Source organism: Streptomyces sp. NBC_00045 (assembly GCF_045041095.1).
Taxonomy (GTDB): Bacteria; Actinomycetota; Actinomycetes; order Streptomycetales; family Streptomycetaceae; genus Streptomyces.
In genome coordinates this window covers 2,842,812-2,863,511 of sequence record NZ_CP108271.1, presented here as the reverse complement: position 1 = coordinate 2,863,511, position 20,700 = coordinate 2,842,812, and the positions used below count along the sequence as shown (strand labels likewise).

The following is a 20,700-nucleotide window of genomic DNA, read 5'->3' as shown; positions in this document are numbered from 1 at the left end:
CGACGGCGCCGGATACGATGCCCGGGCTGATCAACACCGGCGTCGACGGCCCGTCAACGCCACTGTCACGGAAGGCGAAGCAATGGCCGGGGAACCGCAGGCGGACTGCCTGTTCTGCAAGATCGTCGCGGGGAGCATCCCGGCGACCGTGGTCCGGGAGACCGAGACGACCTTCGCCTTCCGGGACATCAACCCGCAGGCGCCCACGCACGTCCTCGTGATTCCCCGCGTGCACTACCCCGACGCCGCCTCGCTCGCCGCCGCCGAGCCGGCCGTCGCCGCCGACCTGCTGGCCGAGGCCGGACGGATCGCGGCCGAGGAGAAGGTCGACGACCACGGCTACCGCGTCGTGTTCAACACCGGCGCCGGCGCCGGCCAGACCGTCTTCCACGCGCACGCGCACGTCCTCGGCGGCCGCGGTCTCCAGTGGCCCCCCGGATAGACCGTGTCCGTACGCGAATTCGTGGTGCTGGGCACCGCCAGCCAGGTGCCCACCCGTCACCGCAACCACAACGGCTACCTCCTGCGCTGGGACGGCGAGGGGATCCTCTTCGACCCGGGCGAGGGCACCCAGCGCCAGATGCTGCGCGCCGGGGTGGCCGCCCACGACATCAACCGGATCTGCATCACCCACTTCCACGGGGACCACAGCCTCGGTCTCGCCGGGGTGATCCAGCGCATCAACCTGGACCGGGTCCCGCACCCCGTCACCGCCCACTACCCGGCCTCCGGGCAGAAGTTCTTCGACCGGCTGCGGTACGCCACCGCCTACCGGGAGACCGTCGCGCTCGGCGAGCAACCGGTGGCCGGGGACGGGACGCTGGCCCGGGGGCCCTCGTACACCCTCGAAGCCCGTCTGCTCTCGCACCCGGTCGAGTCCTTCGGCTACCGGCTCACCGAGCCGGACGGCCGCCGCATGGTGCCCGAACTGCTCGCGCGGCACGGGATCAAGGGCCCCGACGTGGGCCGCATCCAGCGCGAGGGGCAGCTGGGCGGGGTCACTCTCGACGACGTCAGCGAGCCGAGGCCCGGGCAGAGCTTCGCGTTCGTCATGGACACCCGGCTGTGCCCCGGCGTGGACGAGCTCGCCGCGGGCTGCGACATGCTCGTTATCGAGTCCACGTTCCTCGACGAGGACGAGGCGCTGGCCACCGACCACGGGCACCTCACCGCCGGCCAGGCGGCCCGGGCGGCGCGCGACGCGGGTGTACGGCACCTCGTGCTGACGCACTTCTCGCAGCGCTACTCGGACCCGCAGGAGTTCGAACGCCAGGCCCGCGCGGCCGGCTTCGAGGGCGAACTGACGATCGCCGCGGACCTCGTACGGGTCCCCCTGCCGAAGCGCGGCTAGCCGGACCGTTCGCGCTCCCGGTCGCGGGAGCGGCGGGCCGCCGGTGAGAGCAGCAGCACCCGGCGCGGGGTGCGGCGTACGCGGACGGGCGCGCCCGCCGGCTCCGGCCCGGTCCCGGCCCCCGTCCCGGGGTGCGCCGCCGGGGCCGTCCCGCCGCGGCGGACCGGCTCCTCGGCCGCAGCCGCCGGGCGGGCGCCCGCGCGCAGCGCGACGGCGGTCAGCGGGCCGGCCACGGCGAGCAGCAGGGCGCCCAGCACCAGCCCCATGCCCGGGAAGCCGAACGCCTCGGCGAGCAGGCTGCCCGCCACGGGCCCGCAGGCCGTTCCCAGCGAGGAGGCGGCCCCGGCGAGCACCGCCCAGCGGCCGCGCGGGTCCAGGGTCGCCGCGAGGCCGATCACGTACGAGAGGACCACCGGGTACACGGCGTTCCACAGGATCTCCCCGGTGGCGAACCCGGCGAGCCCGTCCGCGGCGGAGGTCAGCACGATGCAGCCCGCGATGGCCGCGGTGCCCGCGCCGACCGGGAACGCCCGCCCCAGCCCGGCGCCGAACGCGGAGGCGGCCGTGACCCCGAGCAGGCCCGCGCCCAGCGCCATGGCGAAGACGACGCCCAGGGTGGCCTCGGGCAGGCCCGCCTGCTCGGCGCCGATCCGGCCGCTGACGCCCCACAGGGCCTCCTGGGACAGCGACCAGAACAGCAGGCAGCCCGTCAGCACCGCCCCGGCGCGCGGGTGCGGCGGCCGCCCGGAGCCCCGTACGGAAGGACCCGGGCGGGTGGGCCCGCCGAGTCGGCCGGTCGCCGGCCAGACCAGTGCCGCGACCAGGGCGATGGCCGCGAACGGCAGCCCGTGGCCGCCGCCCAGGCGCGGCAGGGTCAGGTACAGCGCCCCCGCGGTCGCCGAGACCGACAGCAGCCCGAGGGACGAGGTGCGGCGCGGATCGCGCTGCCCGGCGATGCCGGCGGCGGCCACTGCGGTGGCGGTACCGGAACCGAAGCCGCCGACGACGACGCCCGCGACCACCAGCGGGATCAGGGCGGTCGAGGCCGCCGTGCCGTAGCCCAGGGCGGCGAGCAGCAGCCCGAGCCGGGCCAGCGGGCGGGGCCCGTGGCGGGGGATGCGGGAGGCCAGGGTGAAGCCGGCCGTGGCGGAGCCGAGCAGCAGGGCGGTACCGACGAGCCCGGCCTGAGCGGGACTCAGCGGGAGGTGGGCGTCGAGCCGTCCGACGACGGTCGGGAGCAGGTACGAGGCGGTGTATCCGGCGGTGAAGAGGGCCACCAGGGGCCAGGCGGCGGGCGGCGCGGAGGTGTTGTCGGACACGGAGGTTTTCCCGGTGGTGCGCAGGTGGGGCGGGGTGTTCCGCGGAACCGCGGCGCCTTTGTCTATCAAGTGGTCCACGACCCGGAGAAGAGCGGCACGAGAGTGATGTGCGACACACTGGGTTTTGGCCCTGTCGGGGACGGGCATGGCTGGCAGCTTTCCATCGAATGCCCGCTTGCAGAAACGAGCCTTCGCACCAAACGGGGAGTACACCGTGACCAGTCGGGACAGCCGCACCAGCCGCAGCGCAGCCGTGGATCCGCTCGGCCCGTTGCGGGACCCCGCCGAACCGGGGTTCGACGTCTACCTGACCGGCACGGTCTTCCTCGACATCATCTTCACAGGCCTCGACTCGGCCCCCGTCCGCGGTACGGAGTCCTGGGCGCGCGGCATGGGTTCCAGCCCCGGGGGAGTGGCCAACATGGCCACCGCGCTGGCCCGGCTCGGCCTGCGCACCTCGCTCGCCGCGGCGTTCGGCGACGACCACTACGGCGAGTACTGCTGGGACGCGCTGGAGCAGGGCGAGGGCATCGACCTGTCCATGTCGCGGACCATCCCCGGCTGGCACAGCCCGGTCACGGTCTCGATGGCGTACGAGGGGGAGCGCACGATGGTCTCGCACGGCCACGAGGCCCCGCCCCCGGGTGGCCCGGGGCCGTTCCCGCAGTGCCCGCCGCGCACCCGGGCCGCCGTGGCCTCGCTGGGGCAGGGGCGGACGGACGCGTGGATCGCGGAGGCGGCGCGGCGCGGGGCCCGGGTCTTCGCGGACGTGGGGTGGGACGAGAGCGGGCGCTGGGACCTGGACGCCCTGGCCGACCTGGAGCACTGCGAGGCGTTCTTGCCGAACGCGGGGGAGGCGATGCGGTACACGCGCACGGACTGTCCGCGGGCGGCGGCGCGGGCGCTCGCGCGGAAGGTGCCGGTCGCGGTGGTGACCATGGGCGCGGAGGGCTCGTGCGCGGTGGACGGGCGGACCGGGGAGACGGCGGAGGTCCCCGGGATCACGGTGGACGCGCTGGATCCGACGGGGGCGGGCGACGTCTACGTGGCGGGCTTCGTCACCGGCACCCTGGCGGGGTGGCCGTTGGCGGACCGGCTGGCGTTCGCGGGCCTGACGGCGGCCCTCTCGGTCCAGGAGTTCGGCGGCTCGCTGTCCGCCCCGGGCTGGCCGGAGGTGGCCCACTGGTGGCGCGCGGCCCCCGAGGCCCTGCGGCCGCGCTACGCCTTCCTGGACGCGCTGGTCCCGCCGGGCGCGGAGACCGCCCCCCGGCGCAGGGCGGTCCCGACCATCGGCTTCCGCCACCCGGTCTGAGGGGTGCCCGGCGCCGGGGGCGGCGGGGCGGGGAAAACCCCTCGGGGATGGTCCGGCGGAGTCGTACCCTTGGTACTCCGGAGGTCGTCGATCGGCGAGGCCCCTCAGCGGGAGGTATGTGCAGGCCACAGTGCCGGCCCATGACTCAGACACCCACAGCCCAGACACCGGCGCCGGGGCAGGCGCGAGCCCACTTCACCGTTCCGGCCAGGCACCCGATGGTCACGGTGCTCGGCTCGGGTGACGCCCTGTTGCGCGTGATCGAGAAGGCCTTCCCGAAGGCTGACATCCATGTTCGGGGCAATCAGGTCAGCGCGGTCGGAGACACGGCGGAAGTCTCCCTGATCCAGCGCCTGTTCGACGAGATGATGCTGGTGCTCCGCACCGGGCAGCCGATGACGGAGGACGCAGTGGAACGCTCGATCGCCATGCTCAAGGCGAGCGGTAACGGCAACGGGCCGGACGAGACGCCCGCAGAGGTACTCACCCAGAACATCCTCTCCAGCCGTGGCCGCACCATCCGCCCCAAGACCCTCAACCAGAAGCGGTACGTCGACGCGATCGACAAGAACACGATCGTGTTCGGCATCGGCCCCGCCGGTACCGGCAAGACGTACCTCGCCATGGCCAAGGCGGTCCAGGCGCTCCAGTCCAAGCAGGTCAGCCGCATCATCTTGACCCGCCCCGCCGTCGAGGCGGGAGAGCGGCTCGGCTTCCTGCCGGGCACGCTCTTCGACAAGATCGACCCGTACCTGCGCCCGCTGTACGACGCACTGCACGACATGATCGACCCGGATTCGATCCCCCGACTCATGGCGGCCGGGACCATCGAGGTGGCGCCGCTCGCGTACATGCGCGGCCGGACGCTCAACGAGGCCTTCGTCGTCCTCGACGAGGCGCAGAACACGAGCCCGGAACAGATGAAGATGTTCCTGACCCGTCTCGGCTTCGATTCGAAGATCGTCATCACCGGTGACATCACCCAGGTCGACCTTCCCGGCGGCACCAAGTCGGGTCTGCGCCAGGTCCAGACGATCCTCGAAGGGGTCCCGGACATCCACTTCTCGCGGCTCACGTCCGAGGATGTCGTCCGGCACAAGCTGGTCGGCCGTATCGTCGATGCGTACGAGAAGTACGACGACACCCAGGACGCCCAGTCCCGGAACGGCTACCAGCGGAAGTAGAACCCAGCGCACCATGTCGATCGACGTCAACAACGAGTCCGGAACCGAGGTCGACGAGCGGGCGATCCTCGACATCGCCCGCTACGCGCTCACCCGGATGCGGATCCACCCGCTGTCCGAGCTCTCCGTCATCGTCGTCGACGAGGACGCCATGGAGCAGCTCCACATCCAGTGGATGGACCTGCCGGGTCCCACCGACGTCATGTCCTTCCCGATGGACGAGCTCCGTCCGCCGGCGAAGGACGACGAGGAGCCCCCGCAGGGGCTCCTCGGCGACATCGTGCTCTGCCCCGAAGTGGCGAAGAAGCAGGGCGAGGACGCCCCGACGCAGCACTCCATGGACGAGGAGCTCCAGCTCCTGACCGTCCACGGGGTGCTGCACCTGCTCGGGTACGACCACGAGGAGCCGGACGAGAAGGCCGAGATGTTCGGCCTCCAGGCGGCCATCGTCGACGGCTGGCGCGGTGAGCGCGGCATGACCGGTCCGTCCCCGGCCCCGACCGTCTCGTGACCGCCCCGCAGCTGATCACCGGCGCGGTGCTGCTGGTGGTGGTGGCTTGGTTCGCGGCGTGCGCCGAGTCCGGGATCGCCCGGATCTCCAGCTTCCGCGCGGAGCAGGCCGTACGGGAGGGCCGGCGCGGCAGCGAGAAGCTCGCGCAGGTCGCCGCCGACCCGACCCGCTACCTCAATGTGGCGCTGCTCGTGCGTGTCACCTGCGAGATGGCGGCCGGCGTGCTGGTCACGTACGTCTGCCTCGACGAATTCGGCGACAACTGGAAAGCGCTGCTCGTCGCGATCGCGGTGATGGTGCTGGTGTCGTTCGTGGCCGTCGGGGTCTCCCCGCGCACCATCGGCCGCCAGCACCCCCTCAACACGGCGACGGCGGCCTCCTACGTCCTGGTCCCGCTCGCCCGCGTCATGGGGCCCATCCCGCAGCTGCTGATCCTCATCGGCAACGCGCTCACGCCCGGAAAGGGCTTCCGCAAGGGGCCGTTCGCCTCCGAGGCGGAGCTGCGCGCGATGGTCGACCTGGCGGAGAAGGAGTCGCTGATCGAGGACGAGGAGCGCCGGATGGTGCACCAGGTCTTCGAGCTCGGCGACACGCTGGTGCGCGAGGTGATGGTGCCGCGGACCGACCTGGTCTGCATAGAGCGGTACAAGACGGTCCGTCAGGCGACCACGCTGGCCCTGCGGTCGGGCTTCTCGCGCATCCCGGTGACCGGGGAGAACGAGGACGACATCGTCGGCGTCGTGTATTTGAAGGACCTGGTCCGCAAGACGCACATCAGCCGGGAGGCGGAGGCCGACCTGGTGACGACGGCGATGCGGCCGGCGGTTTTCGTGCCGGACACCAAGAACGCGGGAGATCTGCTGCGGGAGATGCAGCAGGTGCGCAACCACGTGGCCGTGGTCATCGACGAGTACGGCGGCACGGCCGGCATCGTCACCATCGAGGACATCCTTGAGGAGATCGTCGGCGAGATCACCGACGAGTACGACCGCGAGCTCGCGCCCGTCGAGGACCTCGGCGAGGACCGCTACCGGGTGACGGCGCGCCTGGACATCACCGACCTCGGCGAACTGTTCAAGGTCGAGGACTTCGACGACGAGGACGTGGAGACGGTCGGCGGGCTGCTGGCGAAGGCGCTGGGCCGGGTCCCGATCGCGGGCGCCTCGGCGCTCGTGGAGCTGCCGGACGGGCGGCCGCTGCGGCTGACGGCCGAGTCCCCGGCGGGCCGGAGGAACAAGATCGTGACGGTGCTGGTGGAGCCGGTGGCTCCGGCGGCGGGAGAGGGCGGGGAGGGCGAATGACACCGGCGGAGCTGCGTGCGTTCTGCCTGGGTTTCAACGCGGCGGTGGAGGAGTTCCCCTTCGGCCCGGAAACCTCGGTGTTCAAGGTGCTCGGCAAGATGTTCGCGTTGTCCGGGCTGGACGGGGACCCGCTGACCGTGAACCTCAAGTGCGAGCCGGAGCAGGCGGTACGGCTGCGTGCGGAGCACGAAGCGGTCGCGCCGGGCTGGCACATGAACAAGCGGCACTGGAACACGGTGACGGTCGGCGGGCTGCCGGACGCGCTGGTGCGGGAGCTGATCGAGGACTCGTACGACCTGGTGGTGGCGGGCCTGCCGAGGGCGGAGCGGCTGCGACTCGACCGGCCGTGAGGCCCGACCGGCCGTGAAGGTGGGGCGGGGTCGTTGCGCGGCCCCGCCGAGGCGCTCCCTATGCTTTCGACCATGACCGACACCACCGGGATCAACCCCGAGGACAGCAAGATCATCACGCTGGCGCGCAGCGCCCGGGCCCGCAACGGGGTGCCCGAGGGCGCGGCGGTGCGGGACGAGACGGGCCGTACCTACGTCGCCGGGACGGTGGACCTGGAGTCCCTGAAGTTGAGCGCCCTGCAAACGGCGGTCGCGATGGCGGTGGCGAGCGGGGCCGAGTCCCTGGAGGCCGCGGCCGTGGTCAGCTCGGTGGAGGCGGTGGCCGAAGCCGACCGCGCGGCGGTCCGCGACCTCGGTGGCCCGGCCACCCCGGTCCTCCTGGCGGCCCCGGACGGCTCCCTCAAGTCCACCACCCCGGCAGGCTCCTGACCCGGTCGACCCGTCGGGCCGGTAGGCCGGGCGTCCGTCGGCCTTCCCGCCCGGCAGCCTTCGCGCCCACGGGCCTTCTCGTCCGGCATCCTTCGCACCCGCCGGACCTCGCGTCCGCTGGGTTTCGTGCCTGCGGGGCTTCGTGCCTGCCGGGCCTTGCGTCCGCTGGGCTTCGCGTCCGCCGGACCTCGTGCCTGCGGGGCTTCGTGCCTGCCGGGCCTTGCGTCCGCTGGGTTTCGTGCCTGCTGGACCTTGTGCCTGCCGGCCTTGCGTCCGTGGGGCTTCGTGCCTGCCGGGCCTTGCGTCCGCTGGGCTTCGCGTCCGCCGGACCTCGTGCCTGCGGGGCTTCGTGCCTGCCGGGCCTTGCGTCCGCTGGGTTTCGTGCCTGCTGGACCTTGTGCCCGCCGGGCCTTGCGTCCGCGGGGCTTCGTGCCTGCCGGGCCTTGCGTCCGCCGGACCTCGTACCCGTCAGCTTTGGCGCCAGACCAGGGTGTAGCGCCAGAACAGCCTCCGGCGCAGCCGTGCGCCCGGCAGTACGGCCCCGGCCTCGCGGACGACGGCCCGGAAGCCCATGTCCGCCGGGCGGGTCGGGGCGGTCATCGAGGGCGGCCGGGGAGCCGTACGCCCCTTGTTCTTGATCCAGCCCAGGGCGGCGTTGAGCGGAATCGCAGCCGCGCCGAGCAGGTGGTCGCCCGGGGTCTGCGCCCGCGCGAGACCGACGACGACCAGGGTCCCGCCCGGCGCCAGGCGTCGGCGCAGGAGCCGCAGGGCCTCGCCGAACGGCAGGTGGTGGATCGTGGCGACGCAGGTGATGACGTCGTACGGCCCCGGTGGGAGCTCCGTCAGCGCGTCCCCCACGGAGAACGTCACCGGGGTGCCCGGCGCGGTCAGCTGCCGTGCCCGGGCGACGATCGCCGCATCGGCGTCGATGGCGTCCACCGCCGGGGCCCGGCCGGCCAGGAGCCGGGCCAGGTCCCCGCTGCCGGAGCCCACGTCCAGCGCCCTGCCGAACCGGCCGGGCAGCTGCCGCAGTATCCATCGGTGGTAGTGGGCGTTGTGGTCCCAGGGGTGGGCGTCGTTGAACCTGCCGATCGCCTCGAAGGCGCGCTGCGTCAGTGGGGTCACGCAGTGAGTGGATCATGGGCGCGGCGGCGGATCACCATGGCCATCAGCGCGGCCATCGCGCACAGCGCGCCCGAGGCGTACCAGACCAGGTCGTACGAGCCGAAGGCGTCACGGGCCAGGCCGCCCAGGAACGCCACCAGCGCCGCGCCCACCTGGTGGGAGGCCAGGACCCAGCCGAAGACGATCGCGCTGTCCTCCCCGTAGTGCTCGCGGCACAGCGCGATGGTCGGCGGGACGGTCGCGACCCAGTCCAGCCCGTAGAAGACGATGAAGAAGACCATCGGCGGGTGCACGGACGGCGCCAGCAGCATCGGCAGGAAGAGCAGCGAGATCCCGCGCAGCGCGTAGTACACCGCGAGCAGGCGGCGCGCCTCGAAGCGGTCCGTGAACCAGCCGGAGGCGATGGTGCCGATCACGTCGAACACGCCGATCACCGCGAGCAGTCCCGCGGCCGCCGTCACCGGCATGCCGTGGTCGTGCGCCGCCGGTACGAAGTGGGTCTTGACCAGCCCGTTGGTCGACGCCCCGCAGATCGCGAAGGTGCCCGCGAGCAGCCAGAAGGGGCCGGTCCGGGCCGCCTTGAACAGCACCGTCACCGCTCGCCGCGCCGCGCCCACGGCCGGCGCCGGCTTCTCGGCCCAGGTGCCCCCGTACGGGGCGAGCCCCACGTCGGCCGGGTGATCGCGCAGCAGCAGCCAGACGAACGGGACGACCACCAGCGCCGCCAGCGACACCGTTACGGCCGCCGGACGCCAGCCGTGGTGCACCACCAGCCAGGACAGCAGCGGCAGGAAGATCAACTGCCCGGAGGCGCCGGCCGCGGTCAGGATGCCGGTGACGAGGCCGCGCCGGGCGGTGAACCAGCGATTGGTGACGGTCGCCGCGAAGGCCAGCGCCATGGAGCCGCTGCCCAGGCCCACCAGTACGCCCCAGAACAGCACCAGCTGCCAGGGCGTCGTCATCCACAGCGTGGCCACCGTGCCGCCGGATATGACGAGCAGGGCCAGGGCCACCACCTTGCGGATGCCGAAACGGTCCATCAGGGCGGCGGCGAAGGGTGCGGTCAGCCCGTACAGGGCGAGGTTCACCGAGACGGCGAGGCCGATCGTGCCCCGCGACCAGTCGAACTCCTCGTGCAGCGGCTCGATGAGCAGGCCGGGGAGGGAGGCGAAGGCCGCGGCGCCGATGATCGTCACGAAGGCGACGGCCGCGACGAACCACGCGCGGTGGACGCGCCCCGGGGATGCCGGGGCCGGACCGGGGGTGTGCGGGGCGGGGTGGGGAGCTGTCTGGGTCACGCAGAAAGCTTCCGGCCGGGGAGCCCCCGTACGACAGTGGCCTGACCGACACCCTTCGATATGATCGGGCCATGGCCCCTCATCGCGTCGTCGTCCTCGCGCTCACGGGGCTGCTGCCCTTCGAGCTCGGCATCCCGCACCGGATCTTCGGCCGCGCCAAGGACTCCACCGGGCAGCCCCTGTACGAGATCCTCACCTGCGCCCTGGCCGCCGGGCCGGTGCGCACGGACGCCGATTTCGCGGTCCAGGTCGAGCACGGACCCGAGCTGCTGGCCACTGCCGACACCGTGGTGGTGCCCGCCTCGTACGAGCTGGGGCCGGTGTACGAGCACGGCCGGCTCGGCGACGGGCTCGCCGCGGCGCTCGCGTACATCCGGCCCGGGACGCGGCTCGTCTCCATCTGCACGGGCGGGTACGTGCTGGCCGCCGCCGGGTTCCTGGACGGCCGCCCAGCCACCACCCACTGGGCGCACGCCGAGCACTTCCAGCGCCTCTTCCCGGCCGTACGGGTGGACGCAGGCGTGCTCTACACCGACGACGGGGACGTGCTGACCTCGGCGGGGGTCGCCGCCGGCATCGACCTGTGCCTGCACATCGTGCGCCGCGACCACGGGGCCGCCGTCGCCAACGACGTGGCCCGGCGGACCGTCGTACCGCCCCACCGGGACGGCGGGCAGGCCCAGTTCATCGACCGGCCGGTGCCGCAGCCGCAGCTGGCCAGTACGGCGGCGGCCCGCGCCTGGGTGCTGGACCGGCTGCACGAGCCGGTGCGGCTGGTCGACCTGGCCCGCCAAGAGGCCATGTCGGTACGGACGTTCACGCGCCGGTTCCGGGAGGAGTCCGGGGTCAGCCCGGGCGAGTGGATCGTCGGGCAGCGGGTGGAGCGGGCCCGGCGGTTGTTGGAGAAGACGGACCTGCCGATGGAACAGGTGGCGCGGGAGACCGGGTTCGGGACGGCGCAGTCGCTGCGCAAGCACGTCCAGGCGGCGCTGGGGGTGAGCCCCACGGCGTACCGGCGCACGTTCCGCGCGACGAGCGGGGGTGGGGGCGGGAGCGGCGACGAGAGGCTGCCATCTCCTGATGGGCCATCAGTTGGTGCCGGGTCCGTGCATTGACTTCTCCCGTCGCCCGCTCGTGAATGGCCCCCTGTCAGCGCGAGGAACCCAGGGGGCGGGCCGTGCGAACACGGGCGGGCAGCAGGAGATGGTCGGTGGCCGTCGGCATGGCGGTGCTGGCTGCCACGACCGGGGTCGCGCCCGGTGCGCCCGCCGCCGAAGTGGCCGGTTCGACTGCCGGGCCCCCGGGGCAGGTCGAGTTCCCGACGCACTGCCTGCCGCCGCAGGAGGCCGGACTGCCGCCCGCCGACGGGCCGACCACGGCCCGCATCACCGTCGACGACCCGGCGCCGAAGCTCGGCGACACGGTCACCGTGACGTACCAGGTGGCCCGGACCCCCGCGGTGAACCCGGTCGGCACCGAACTCCCGGCCGATGCGCTGACCCCGACCGGGCGGATCCTGCTGGGGGGTGCGCAGAGCGGGGAGGTCACGGTCGTGGGAGCGAAGCGGAACGACCCCGTCCAGGCAGGTGCGGAACTGCCCGCCGTCGCCATGACCGGCACGTTCACCGTCACTGCGCCCGGCGAGATCACCCTGGCCCCGGGCGGCTACACCCTGCACACCAGTCACCTCCTGGACCTGGACACCGTCTGCACCGTCACCGGGGCGCCGGTGTCCGAGCGGCTCACCGCGAGCCCGCTGCCCCGGGCCAACCTGCGGTCGGTCGCGCTCGCCGCGGCGTACGGGAAACCCGGCGCCGAGGTCACGGTCACCGGCGCCGGCTTCGCTCCGGGCGCGGCCGTGACCGTGGCCGGCCGGGCGGGCGCCGCCGGGACCGCGGACCGGGTGGCGGTCACGGCGGACGAGCACGGCGCGGTCCTGGCGCAGCTGCCGGTGTCGGACCGGACGACGACGGCGGTGGTCGCGTACGAGGGCCCGGCATGGTCGGCGCAGCAGGGCTCGGGCCCGGCGGCGTACACGGTGATCGAGGACGCGCCCCCGCCGCCGCCGGGTACCCGGAAGGTGACGGTGGTGGTCGAGCCGGGCGCGCTGTCGATGAACCAGGAGGGCGAGTCGATCGCGCTGGGCGCGGTCCCGTACGGAGAGGGCGGCGCGGCCCCCGGCCGGATCGGCACGGTCACCGTCAAGGACGCGCGGGGCGGCCCGGCGGGATGGACGCTGATCGGCAAGGTCACGGACTTCACGGGCCCGGGCGGGGTCCGCGTCCCGGGGGCTTCGCTGCGCTGGACCCCGACCTGCACGGCTGCGGCGGGCAGCCCGAGCCGGTGCGCGCCCGGCAGCCCGGGGGCGGTCGGCCCGGAGGGCGCGGTGCTCGCCTTCTCGCCCGACGCCGCGCAGGTGGGCGGGACGTTCACGATCGACGCGACGGTCACCCTCACCCTCCCCCCGTACACCCCGCCGGGCGCGTACCGGGCGGTCCTGACCCTGACCCTCTCGTGACCCCCGTGCCGCGGGTCCCCCGGGCCGTGGCACGGCGGGCCCGGCCGGTCGGGGTGGCGCTGCTCGGCGGCGTGATCGGCGCAGCCGTGCTGCTCCTGACCCCCGGGACGGCCGCTGCCGACGACGGGCAGTGGTCCGTGCTCCCCGCCGCCACGAGCGTGGCCCAGCGGCCCTGCTTCTACCTGGCCGCCGCCCCCGGCGGGACCGTCGACGACGCCGTCACCGTCACCAACCGCACCGACCGCCCCCGCACCTTCCGCCTCTACGCCGCCGACGCCTACAACACCGCCCGCGACGGCGGCTTCGCGCTCCGCGGCCCCGACGAGCCCCGCCGTGCCACCGCCGCCTGGGCCAGGCTCGCCCGGGAGCGGGTCACCGTCCCGGCCGGCGGGTCCGTGAGCGTCGGCTTCAGCCTCACCGTCCCCGACCGGGCCGAACCGGGCGACCACCCCGGCGCCATCGTGGCCCTGGAGGAGACGGCCGCCGCCCCCGCCGCGGGGATCGGCGTCCGCCAGGCCGTCGCCGCCCGGCTGTACCTGAGGGTGGCCGGCCCCACCGCCCCCGCCCTGGCCGTCGAGGACCTGCGCGCCTCCGGCACCGGGGTCTCGTACACGCTCCACAACATCGGCAACGTCACCCTGCGCCCCCGCGCCACCCTCACCGCCTCGGGAGCCCTCGGCCGCCGTCTGCTCGGCCGCGAGCTCACCGGGCTCCCCGCAGAGCTGCTCCCCGGCCAGGAAGTCCGGCTCGGCACCAGGTGGGAGCACCCGCCCGCCGTCGAGTGGGCCGAGGTCTCGGTGCGCGCCGAGGCCGCGGGAACCGTCGACCGGGCGCTCACCCCGTACGCCGCCCGGCCCCCTTTGGTGGCCGTACTTGCCGGCGCCGTCGCCCTCGTCGCGGCGGGCTGGTCGGCGCTGGGACCCGCATCGGGGAGAATGGCCCGTATGAGCGATCGTTCCCCCGAGTCCACCAGCCCGCACCGTGCGGGCTTCGCCTGCTTCGTCGGCCGCCCCAACGCGGGGAAGTCGACCCTGACCAACGCACTCGTGGGCACCAAGGTCGCGATCACCTCCAACCGGCCGCAGACCACCCGCCACACCGTCCGCGGCATCGTGCACCGCCCCGACGCCCAGCTCGTCCTGGTCGACACGCCCGGCCTGCACAAGCCGCGCACGCTGCTCGGCGAGCGCCTGAACGACGTCGTGCGGACCACGTGGGCCGAGGTCGACGTGATCGGCTTCTGCCTGCCGGCCGACCAGAAGCTCGGCCCCGGCGACAAATTCATCGCCAAGGAGCTCGCGGGGATCAAGAAGACCCCCAAGATCGCCATCATCACCAAGACCGACCTGGTCGAGTCCAAGCAGCTGGCCGAGCAGCTCCTCGCTGTGCACCAGCTCGGCGCCGAGCTCGGCTTCGAGTGGGCCGAGATCGTCCCGGTCTCGGCGGTCGGTGACACCCAGGTCCAGCTGCTGGCCGACCTGATCGCGCCGCTGCTGCCGGAGAGCCCGCCGCTGTACCCGGAGGGCGACCTCACCGACGAGCCCGAGATGGTGATGGTCGCGGAGCTGATCCGCGAGGCCGCGCTGGAGGGCGTACGGGACGAGCTCCCGCACTCCATCGCCGTCGTGGTCGAGGAAATGATCCCCCGGGAGAACCGCCCGGCGGACCGCCCGCTGCTGGACATCCACGCGAACGTCTACATCGAGCGGCCCAGCCAGAAGGGCATCATCATCGGCCCGAAGGGCTCCCGGCTCAAGGAGGTCGGGATGAAGTCGCGCAAGCACATCGAGGCGCTGCTCGGCACCCCGGTCTTCCTCGACCTGCACGTCAAGGTCGCGAAGGACTGGCAGCGCGACCCCAAGCAGCTGCGCAAGCTCGGCTTCTGACCCTGCGGTCCCGCTAACCGAGCCGTCGCACCTTCACCGCGTTGTCCGTACGGGTCCCGGGCCGGCCGTCAGGCCGGGTCTGGACCCGTTCGTGCTCCTCGGCGAGCAGGACCTCCCACGCGCCCTCGGGCAGCTCCAGCTGCGCCACGACTTCGTCCGGGGTCGGGAAGTGGACCTCGGGGCGCGAGTCCTGCTGCCAGGCCGGCCAACCGGCGTGCCCGGCGATCAGCAGGATTCCGCCGGGGGCCACCGCGGAGGCGGCGGCGCGCAGGATCCGCTCGCGGGGGAAGTCCCCGAACGAGTGCAGGAAGCACGCGGAGACGAGGTCGAACTCCCCGGCGGGGAAGGACTCGGCGAGGTCGTGCCGCTGCCACTCGACCCGGTCGGCCACACCCGCGTCGGCGGCGTGCCCGGCGGCCCGCTCCAGGGCGACGCCCGAGATGTCGGTCCCGGTGACCCGCCAGCCCCGGTGGGCCAGCCAGACGGCGTCGGCCCCTTCGCCGCAGCCGAGGTCGAGGGCCCGGCCGGGCGTGAGGTCCGCGACCTCCCGGACGAGGACGGCGTTGGCGTCGCCGCTCCAGATCCGGTTGCCCTCGCGGTAGCGGGAGTCCCAGAACTGCTCGCCCACGAACTCGGACGGTGACGCGGACTCGGACGGTGATGTGGGCGCGGACGCGGACGCGGACTCGGGCGCGTGGTGCTGCCGGTGCTGCGACATGGGGGACCTCTTCCCTGCGGGTGCCTGTCCCCTCGATGCTGCGCCGGTGCCCGACACCCGGGCAAACATCGTTGCCGTTCCGGCAAATCGCCCGGGCGGGCCTCCACCGCGGCCCGGTCAGGGGCTGGTTTCGGCCACCCGGGCAAGGGTGACGACCTTCCTTCGGGCGCCTTCGTCAGGCACCTTCCTTCAGCACCCGGGAGATCAGCGTCCGCTGGGCCTGCGACAGGTTCGGTTCCTGGCAGGCGACCGTCCGGCCGTCGACCGTGATCCGGTACGAGAACCCGTCCCGTACCCGGTCCGATCCGGGGGCGGCCGGTACGGGCTTCAGCGCCAGCTGGGCAAGGGCCCGCCACTCGTCCTCGTCGGGCAGGCCCGAGGTGTCCACCTCGGCCCGGCGCTCGATGCCCGCGAAGCCGCCCGTCCGCACCACCAGAATCCGCATGCCCGCCTTTCTATCCCGGATGGGCCGGCTATCCCAGGCCGACCGCCGACCACGCCTTCTGCAAGGCCTGGTGTTCCGCGCCGCCATCCCCGTACCGGGCCACCGCGGCCGCCACCGACAGCCGCGCGAAGTCCTGGAAGGTCGCCTCGGCCGCGAGTTCGCCGCCCGTCAGCGTGTCGTACCAGATCCGCCCGGCCCGCTCCCACGCCTTGCCGCCGAGTTCGGTGGCCACGAGGTAGAACGCGTGGTTCGGGATGCCGGAGTTGATGTGCACCCCGCCGTTGTCCTGTGAGGTCTTGACGTAGTCGTCCATCGTCGCCGGCTGCGGGTCCTTGCCGAGCTCGTCGTCGTCGTACGCGGTGCCCGGCGCCTTCATCGAGCGCAGCGCGACCCCGCTGACGTTCGGGCCGAGCAGTCCGGCGCCGATCAGCCAGTCCGCGTCCCCGGCCGTCTGGTCCAGCGAGTACTGCTTGATCAGCGAGCCGAAGACGTCGGACATCGACTCGTTCAGGGCGCCCGACTGCCCGTGGTAGTCGAGGTTCGCCGTGTACTGGGTGACCCCGTGGGTGAGCTCGTGCCCGATGACGTCCACCGACACGGTGAAGTCGAGGAACAGGTCACCGTCCCCGTCGCCGAACACCATCTGCTGGCCGTCCCAGAAGGCGTTGTTGTACTCCTGGCCGTAGTGCACGCTCGCGTCGAGGGCCAGCCCGGAGTCGTCGATCGAGTGCCGGCCGAAGCCCTTCAGGAACAGCTCGTACGTGGCGCCGAGTCCCGCGTACGCGCGGTTGACCGTGGCGTCCTTGCTCGCCTCGCCGCCCTCCCCGCGCACCTTCTTCCCGGGCAGCCGGGTGCGGTGCTGTGCGTCGTAAACGGTCCGCTGCGGTTCGTCGGAGACGGGCGTCCCCGGGGCGGGGGCGATCCCCCGGACGGTGGTGACCCGGCGCCGTGTGCGCAGGAAGGCGTCCTGTTCAAGGGTGCGCTGGGCGGCGTCGGCGCGCCGTGCGTCCTCGGACCGGGCGATCTTGTCGAGCAGGTGGGGCGGGACCACCGTGCAGAAGACGGGGTGGCGGTGAACGTGGGAGGCATCCATCCCGGCAATGTGGCAGTGGGTCATGACGGTGTCACTACCTGCAACCATGATTCATTCAGTTGTCTGAAATCCGTCACGCCGCGTTGACGGATCAACCTGACCTGTAGCGAGGAAAGAGGCGTAGCTCACATTAGGTACAAATCGGACATGGCAGTCCCGCATACTGAAACAGGTCCTCGCGTTACGGCGCGGCTCGGATAGGCTCGGCCCATCATGCGTTTCGGGCTGCTTCTCCTTAGCTGCCGCGGCGAGGGTCTGTAGTCGTAGGCCGACCCCCTCCCCGCGGAGTTTGGTGTTGCGGTTTTTACGACCGCCGTCGGCCGTCCCAGCGAACTACACGCGGACACGCGAGGAGCCCAACGCCATGAGCCAGCAGCCTTTTGTCGGTCGCCCCACGCCCATCACCAACGCGACCCACTCCCAGAAGCCCTCCGGGATGCCGATCCACAAGTACGGCCGGTACGAGCAGGTGGACATCGCCGACCGCACCTGGCCGGACGCCCGCGTCACCAAGGCCCCCCGCTGGCTCTCCACCGACCTGCGCGACGGCAACCAGTCGCTGATCGACCCGATGACCCCCGCCCGCAAGCGCGAGATGTTCGACCTGCTGGTGCGCATGGGGTACAAGGAGATCGAGGTCGGCTTCCCGTCCTCCGGCGAGACCGACTTCGCGTTCGTACGCTCCATCATCGAAGAGGGCGCGGTCCCGGACGACGTCACCATCTCCGTACTGACCCAGGCCCGCGAGGACCTGATCGAGCGGACCGTCGAGTCGCTGGTCGGCGCCAAGCGCGCCACCGTTCACCTGTACAACGCGACCGCCCCGACCTTCCGCCGGGTCGTCTTCCGCGGCTCCAAGGAGCAGATCAAGCAGATCGCCGTCGACGGCACCCGCCTGGTCATGGAGTACGCCGAGAAGCTGCTGGGCCCGGAGACCACCTTCGGCTACCAGTACAGCCCGGAGATCTTCACCGACACGGAGCTGGACTTCGCCCTGGAGGTCTGCGAGGCCGTCTGTGACGTATGGCAGCCGGCCGAGGGCCGCGAGATCATCCTGAACCTGCCCGCCACCGTGGAGCGCTCGACGCCGTCCACGCACGCGGACCGCTTCGAGTGGATGGCCCGCAACCTGACCCGCCGCGAGCACGTCTGCATCTCCGTGCACCCGCACAACGACCGCGGCACCGCCGTCGCCGCCGCCGAGCTGGCCCTGATGGCCGGCGCCGACCGCATCGAGGGCTGCCTGTTCGGGCAGGGCGAGCGCACCGGCAACGTCGACCTGATCACGCTGGGCATGAACCTGTTCTCGCAGGGCATCGACCCGCAGATCGACTTCTCGCAGATCGACGAGATCCGTCGCACCAGCGAGTACTGCAACCAGATGGAGGTCCACCCGCGCCACCCCTACGCGGGCGACCTGGTCTACACCGCCTTCTCCGGCTCCCACCAGGACGCCATCAAGAAGGGCTTCGACGCCATGGAGGCCGACGCGGCCGCCCAGGGCAAGACCGTCGACGACATCGAGTGGGCGGTCCCGTACCTGCCGATCGACCCGAAGGACGTCGGCCGCTCCTACGAGGCGGTCATCCGGGTCAACTCGCAGTCCGGCAAGGGCGGCATCGCGTACGTCCTGAAGAACGACCACAAGCTGGACCTGCCGCGCCGCATGCAGATCGAGTTCTCGCGGATCATCCAGGCCAAGACCGACGCCGAGGGCGGCGAGGTCACGCCGAAGGCGATCTGGGACGTCTTCTCCGACGAGTACCTGCCCAACCCCGAGAACCCGTGGGGCCGCATCCAGCTGCGCTCGGGCTCGACGGCCACCGACAAGGACGGCACGGACACGCTGACTGTCGAGGCGGTCGTGGACGGTGTGGACGCGGTCCTGAACGGCACCGGCAACGGTCCGATCTCGGCCTTCTTCGATGCCCTGGCCGGCATCGGCGTCGACGCCCGCCTGCTGGACTACACCGAGCACACGATGAGCGAGGGCGCCTCCGCCGTGGCCGCCTCGTACATCGAGTGCGCGATCGACGGCCGCGTCCTGTGGGGCATCGGCATCGACGCCAACACCACCCGCGCCTCCCTGAAGGCGGTCATCTCCGCCGTCAACCGCGCGGGCCGCTGATATCCGCCTGCCGCGCCGCGGCCCCGCCCCTCCACCCGGAGGGGCGGGGCCGCGGCGTTCAGCGGGCCAGGTAGCCGCCGTCCACCGGCACCACCGCGCCCGTCACGAACGAGGCCGCGTCGGAGGCGAGGAAGGCGATGACCCGGGCCACCTCCTCCGGCTCGCCGAGCCGGCCCATCGGATGGGCCGCGGAGACCTCCGCCAGGTATTCCGGGCCGCCCGGCTCGTCCTTCAGCGCCAGCACCCGCTCCGTACGGATGGTGCCGGGTGCCACCGCGTTGACGCGGATCCCGTGCGCCGCCCACTCCACCGCCAGGTGCTTCGTCAGCCCCGACGCCACGAACTTCGCCGGCCCGTACGCCGCCTGCCGGGCCTGGCCCGCCACCCCCGAGACCGAGGACACGCAGACCAGCGCCCCGCCCGGGTCCGGCTGCGCCAGCATCGCCTCGATCGCGTACTTGCAGGTCAGGAACATCCCCCGGCCGTCGATCGACATGACCCGGTCCCAGTCGGCCGGGCCGGTCTCGCGTACATCCGAAAGAGGGATCACTCCGGCGTTCGCCACGGCGACGTCGAGCCGTCCGTACGCCCCGAGCGCTGCCTCGACCATCGCGTGGTTGGCATCCGGATCGGCGACGTCACCTGCCACGACGGTGATGGCGAACCCCTCGGCAGCCAGTTCCGTACGGAGTTCCTCCACGCCGGGGCCATTGATGTCGGCCGCCGTCACGAAGGCGCCGGAGCGGGCCAGCAGACGGGCGGTGGCGCGGCCGATCCCGCTCGCCGCGCCCGTGACCAGACAGGATTTCTCGTTCACGCGGGCGAGCGTAGGCACAATGCGGCGCCGGCGGGCGCAGGCGCGGGGACGCAGACCGGCCAAGTGCGGGCGGCGGGGCATGTTGTCTTGTCACACGACTGACGCATCCTCACCGATGTGGCTAACATCACGCCCACCCGGCGATGCTGCCTGGGGTTCCCGCCCGTGCCCGCAGAGCCACGGGGGAGTTACGGAGGTGCTACGTGCTGCCAGTTCGGGGTGGGGACGGCCGGAAGCTGATGGTCTGGGGCATCCGCACCACCTGGAACACCGTGGGCGACGGGGAGTTCTTCTGCCCCGACTGCGGTGGCGACCGCAACTACCGCCGGCGCACCGGGCGCCGCCGGTTCACGGTCCTCGGCATCCCGCTGCTGCCGCGCGGACAGGCCGGGCCCGTCATCGAGTGCCAGGGCTGCCGGGAGCGCTTCGAGACCGAGGTCCTCGACCACCTGACCACCACCCGCTTCTCGGCGATGCTGCGCGACGCCGTGCACACCGTGACGCTGGCCGTGCTCGCGGCGGGCGGGACCGCCTCGCGCGGCGCGCTGGAGGCCGCCGTGTCAGCCGTACGGGCGGCGGGCTTCCAGGACTGCACGGAGGACCAGCTGGAGTCCCTGGTGGAGGCGCTGGCCACCGACGAGGGCCGGATCGGGCTGTACGACGGCCCCGAGTGCTGTGGCGCCGCGCTGGCGATCGAGCTCCACGAGGCACTGGAACCGCTGGGTCCGCACCTGTCCGGGCCCGGGCGCGAATCGATCCTGCTGCAGGGTGCGCGGATCGCCCTCGCGGACGGCCCGTACACCCCGGCCGAGCGCGAGGTGCTCGCCACGGTGGGCGCCGCCCTGCGGATCGCCTCCGACGAGGTGACCCGCCTCCTGTCGGCCGTCCGCGCGCCGTAGCCCGTCGGCGGGGCCG

Annotated in this window: 20 protein-coding genes; 13 read left to right on the top strand and 7 right to left on the bottom strand. The window is 72.8% G+C overall.

The genetic code is table 11. The features are described 5' to 3' along the window. The first annotated feature begins 82 nt into the window (after positions 1-82). The gene (locus OHA65_RS13475; protein WP_327283371.1) at positions 83-442 is read left to right on the top strand and encodes a histidine triad nucleotide-binding protein; all 360 of its coding nucleotides are present in this window, start codon (positions 83-85) and stop codon (positions 440-442) included. 3 nt (positions 443-445) lie between these two features. Further along, on the top strand, positions 446-1,351 hold the full coding sequence (locus tag OHA65_RS13470) for a ribonuclease Z (RefSeq protein WP_327283370.1): 906 nt from the start codon (positions 446-448) through the stop codon (positions 1,349-1,351). Here the strand turns inward: OHA65_RS13470 and OHA65_RS13465 are convergent. Beyond that, entirely contained in the window at positions 1,348-2,670 is a 1,323-nt protein-coding gene (locus tag OHA65_RS13465; protein WP_405761926.1) for an MFS transporter, read from the bottom strand. The two genes, OHA65_RS13470 and OHA65_RS13465, sit on opposite strands and share 4 nt — an antisense overlap. Positions 2,671-2,815: 145 nt before the next feature. Here OHA65_RS13465 and OHA65_RS13460 point away from each other — a divergent pair, with 145 nt between their 5' ends. The 6 genes from OHA65_RS13460 to OHA65_RS13435 all read left to right on the top strand — a co-directional run bounded on the left by OHA65_RS13460 (position 2,816) and on the right by OHA65_RS13435 (position 7,757). Further along, positions 2,816-3,982 (top strand): PfkB family carbohydrate kinase, encoded by a 1,167-nt coding sequence (locus tag OHA65_RS13460; RefSeq protein ID WP_405756015.1) that lies wholly within the window; start codon positions 2,816-2,818, stop codon positions 3,980-3,982. Between the two features lie 140 nt (positions 3,983-4,122). Further along, positions 4,123-5,166 carry a PhoH family protein gene (locus tag OHA65_RS13455; RefSeq protein ID WP_327283367.1) on the top strand — a complete coding sequence of 348 codons (1,044 nt, stop codon included), beginning with the start codon at positions 4,123-4,125 and terminating at the stop codon, positions 5,164-5,166. A 13-nt stretch (positions 5,167-5,179) separates the two neighbouring features. Continuing rightward, positions 5,180-5,677, top strand: coding sequence for an rRNA maturation RNase YbeY (gene ybeY / locus OHA65_RS13450; protein WP_030862467.1), 498 nt, complete (start codon positions 5,180-5,182; stop codon positions 5,675-5,677). After that, entirely contained in the window at positions 5,674-6,978 is a 1,305-nt protein-coding gene (locus OHA65_RS13445) for a hemolysin family protein (protein WP_327283366.1), read from the top strand. The genes ybeY and OHA65_RS13445 overlap by 4 nt, the downstream gene beginning before the upstream one ends. Continuing rightward, positions 6,975-7,328 (top strand): MmcQ/YjbR family DNA-binding protein, encoded by a 354-nt coding sequence (locus OHA65_RS13440; RefSeq protein ID WP_327283365.1) that lies wholly within the window; start codon positions 6,975-6,977, stop codon positions 7,326-7,328. The genes OHA65_RS13445 and OHA65_RS13440 overlap by 4 nt, the downstream gene beginning before the upstream one ends. A gap of 72 nt (positions 7,329-7,400) precedes the next feature. Next, positions 7,401-7,757 carry a cytidine deaminase gene (locus OHA65_RS13435; protein WP_327283364.1) on the top strand — a complete coding sequence of 119 codons (357 nt, stop codon included), beginning with the start codon at positions 7,401-7,403 and terminating at the stop codon, positions 7,755-7,757. Positions 7,758-8,225: 468 nt separating this feature from the next. Here OHA65_RS13435 and OHA65_RS13430 read toward each other — a convergent pair whose 3' ends face one another. Then, on the bottom strand, positions 8,226-8,882 hold the full coding sequence (locus OHA65_RS13430; RefSeq protein WP_405761924.1) for a class I SAM-dependent methyltransferase: 657 nt from the start codon (positions 8,880-8,882) through the stop codon (positions 8,226-8,228). Then, positions 8,879-10,180: an MFS transporter gene (locus OHA65_RS13425; protein ID WP_328762721.1), complete on the bottom strand. Its 1,302-nt coding sequence runs from the start codon at positions 10,178-10,180 to the stop codon at positions 8,879-8,881. Before OHA65_RS13425 ends, OHA65_RS13430 begins: the two co-directional genes overlap by 4 nt. A gap of 71 nt (positions 10,181-10,251) precedes the next feature. Here OHA65_RS13425 and OHA65_RS13420 point away from each other — a divergent pair, with 71 nt between their 5' ends. The 3 genes from OHA65_RS13420 (at position 10,252) to era (ending at position 14,584) form a co-directional block, all read left to right on the top strand. Next, entirely contained in the window at positions 10,252-11,295 is a 1,044-nt protein-coding gene (locus OHA65_RS13420) for a helix-turn-helix domain-containing protein (protein WP_329313499.1), read from the top strand. Positions 11,296-11,390: 95 nt separating this feature from the next. Beyond that, a complete protein-coding gene (locus tag OHA65_RS13415) occupies positions 11,391-12,698 on the top strand; it encodes a beta-xylosidase (protein ID WP_405761922.1) in 1,308 nt (435 codons plus the stop codon). 935 nt (positions 12,699-13,633) lie between these two features. Then, entirely contained in the window at positions 13,634-14,584 is a 951-nt protein-coding gene (gene era / locus OHA65_RS13410; RefSeq protein ID WP_327285641.1) for a GTPase Era, read from the top strand. A 13-nt stretch (positions 14,585-14,597) separates the two neighbouring features. Here the strand turns inward: era and OHA65_RS13405 are convergent, their stop codons facing one another. The 3 genes from OHA65_RS13405 to OHA65_RS13395 form a co-directional block, all read right to left on the bottom strand. Further along, positions 14,598-15,302: an SAM-dependent methyltransferase gene (locus OHA65_RS13405; protein ID WP_405761920.1), complete on the bottom strand. Its 705-nt coding sequence runs from the start codon at positions 15,300-15,302 to the stop codon at positions 14,598-14,600. Between the two features lie 175 nt (positions 15,303-15,477). Further along, positions 15,478-15,747, bottom strand: coding sequence for a protealysin inhibitor emfourin (locus OHA65_RS13400; RefSeq protein WP_405756001.1), 270 nt, complete (start codon positions 15,745-15,747; stop codon positions 15,478-15,480). A gap of 28 nt (positions 15,748-15,775) precedes the next feature. Beyond that, complete coding sequence (locus tag OHA65_RS13395; protein ID WP_327283357.1) at positions 15,776-16,840, bottom strand: M4 family metallopeptidase; 1,065 nt, start codon at positions 16,838-16,840, stop codon at positions 15,776-15,778. A gap of 364 nt (positions 16,841-17,204) precedes the next feature. Here OHA65_RS13395 and leuA point away from each other — a divergent pair, with 364 nt between their 5' ends. After that, complete coding sequence (gene leuA / locus OHA65_RS13390) at positions 17,205-18,968, top strand: 2-isopropylmalate synthase (RefSeq protein WP_327283356.1); 1,764 nt, start codon at positions 17,205-17,207, stop codon at positions 18,966-18,968. A gap of 58 nt (positions 18,969-19,026) precedes the next feature. Here leuA and OHA65_RS13385 read toward each other — a convergent pair whose 3' ends face one another. Further along, the gene (locus OHA65_RS13385; protein ID WP_327283355.1) at positions 19,027-19,785 is read right to left on the bottom strand and encodes an SDR family NAD(P)-dependent oxidoreductase; all 759 of its coding nucleotides are present in this window, start codon (positions 19,783-19,785) and stop codon (positions 19,027-19,029) included. Positions 19,786-19,988: 203 nt separating this feature from the next. Between OHA65_RS13385 and OHA65_RS13380 the strand changes: the two genes are divergently transcribed. After that, positions 19,989-20,684 (top strand): TerB family tellurite resistance protein, encoded by a 696-nt coding sequence (locus OHA65_RS13380; protein WP_327283354.1) that lies wholly within the window; start codon positions 19,989-19,991, stop codon positions 20,682-20,684. Positions 20,685-20,700: the final 16 nt, after the last annotated feature.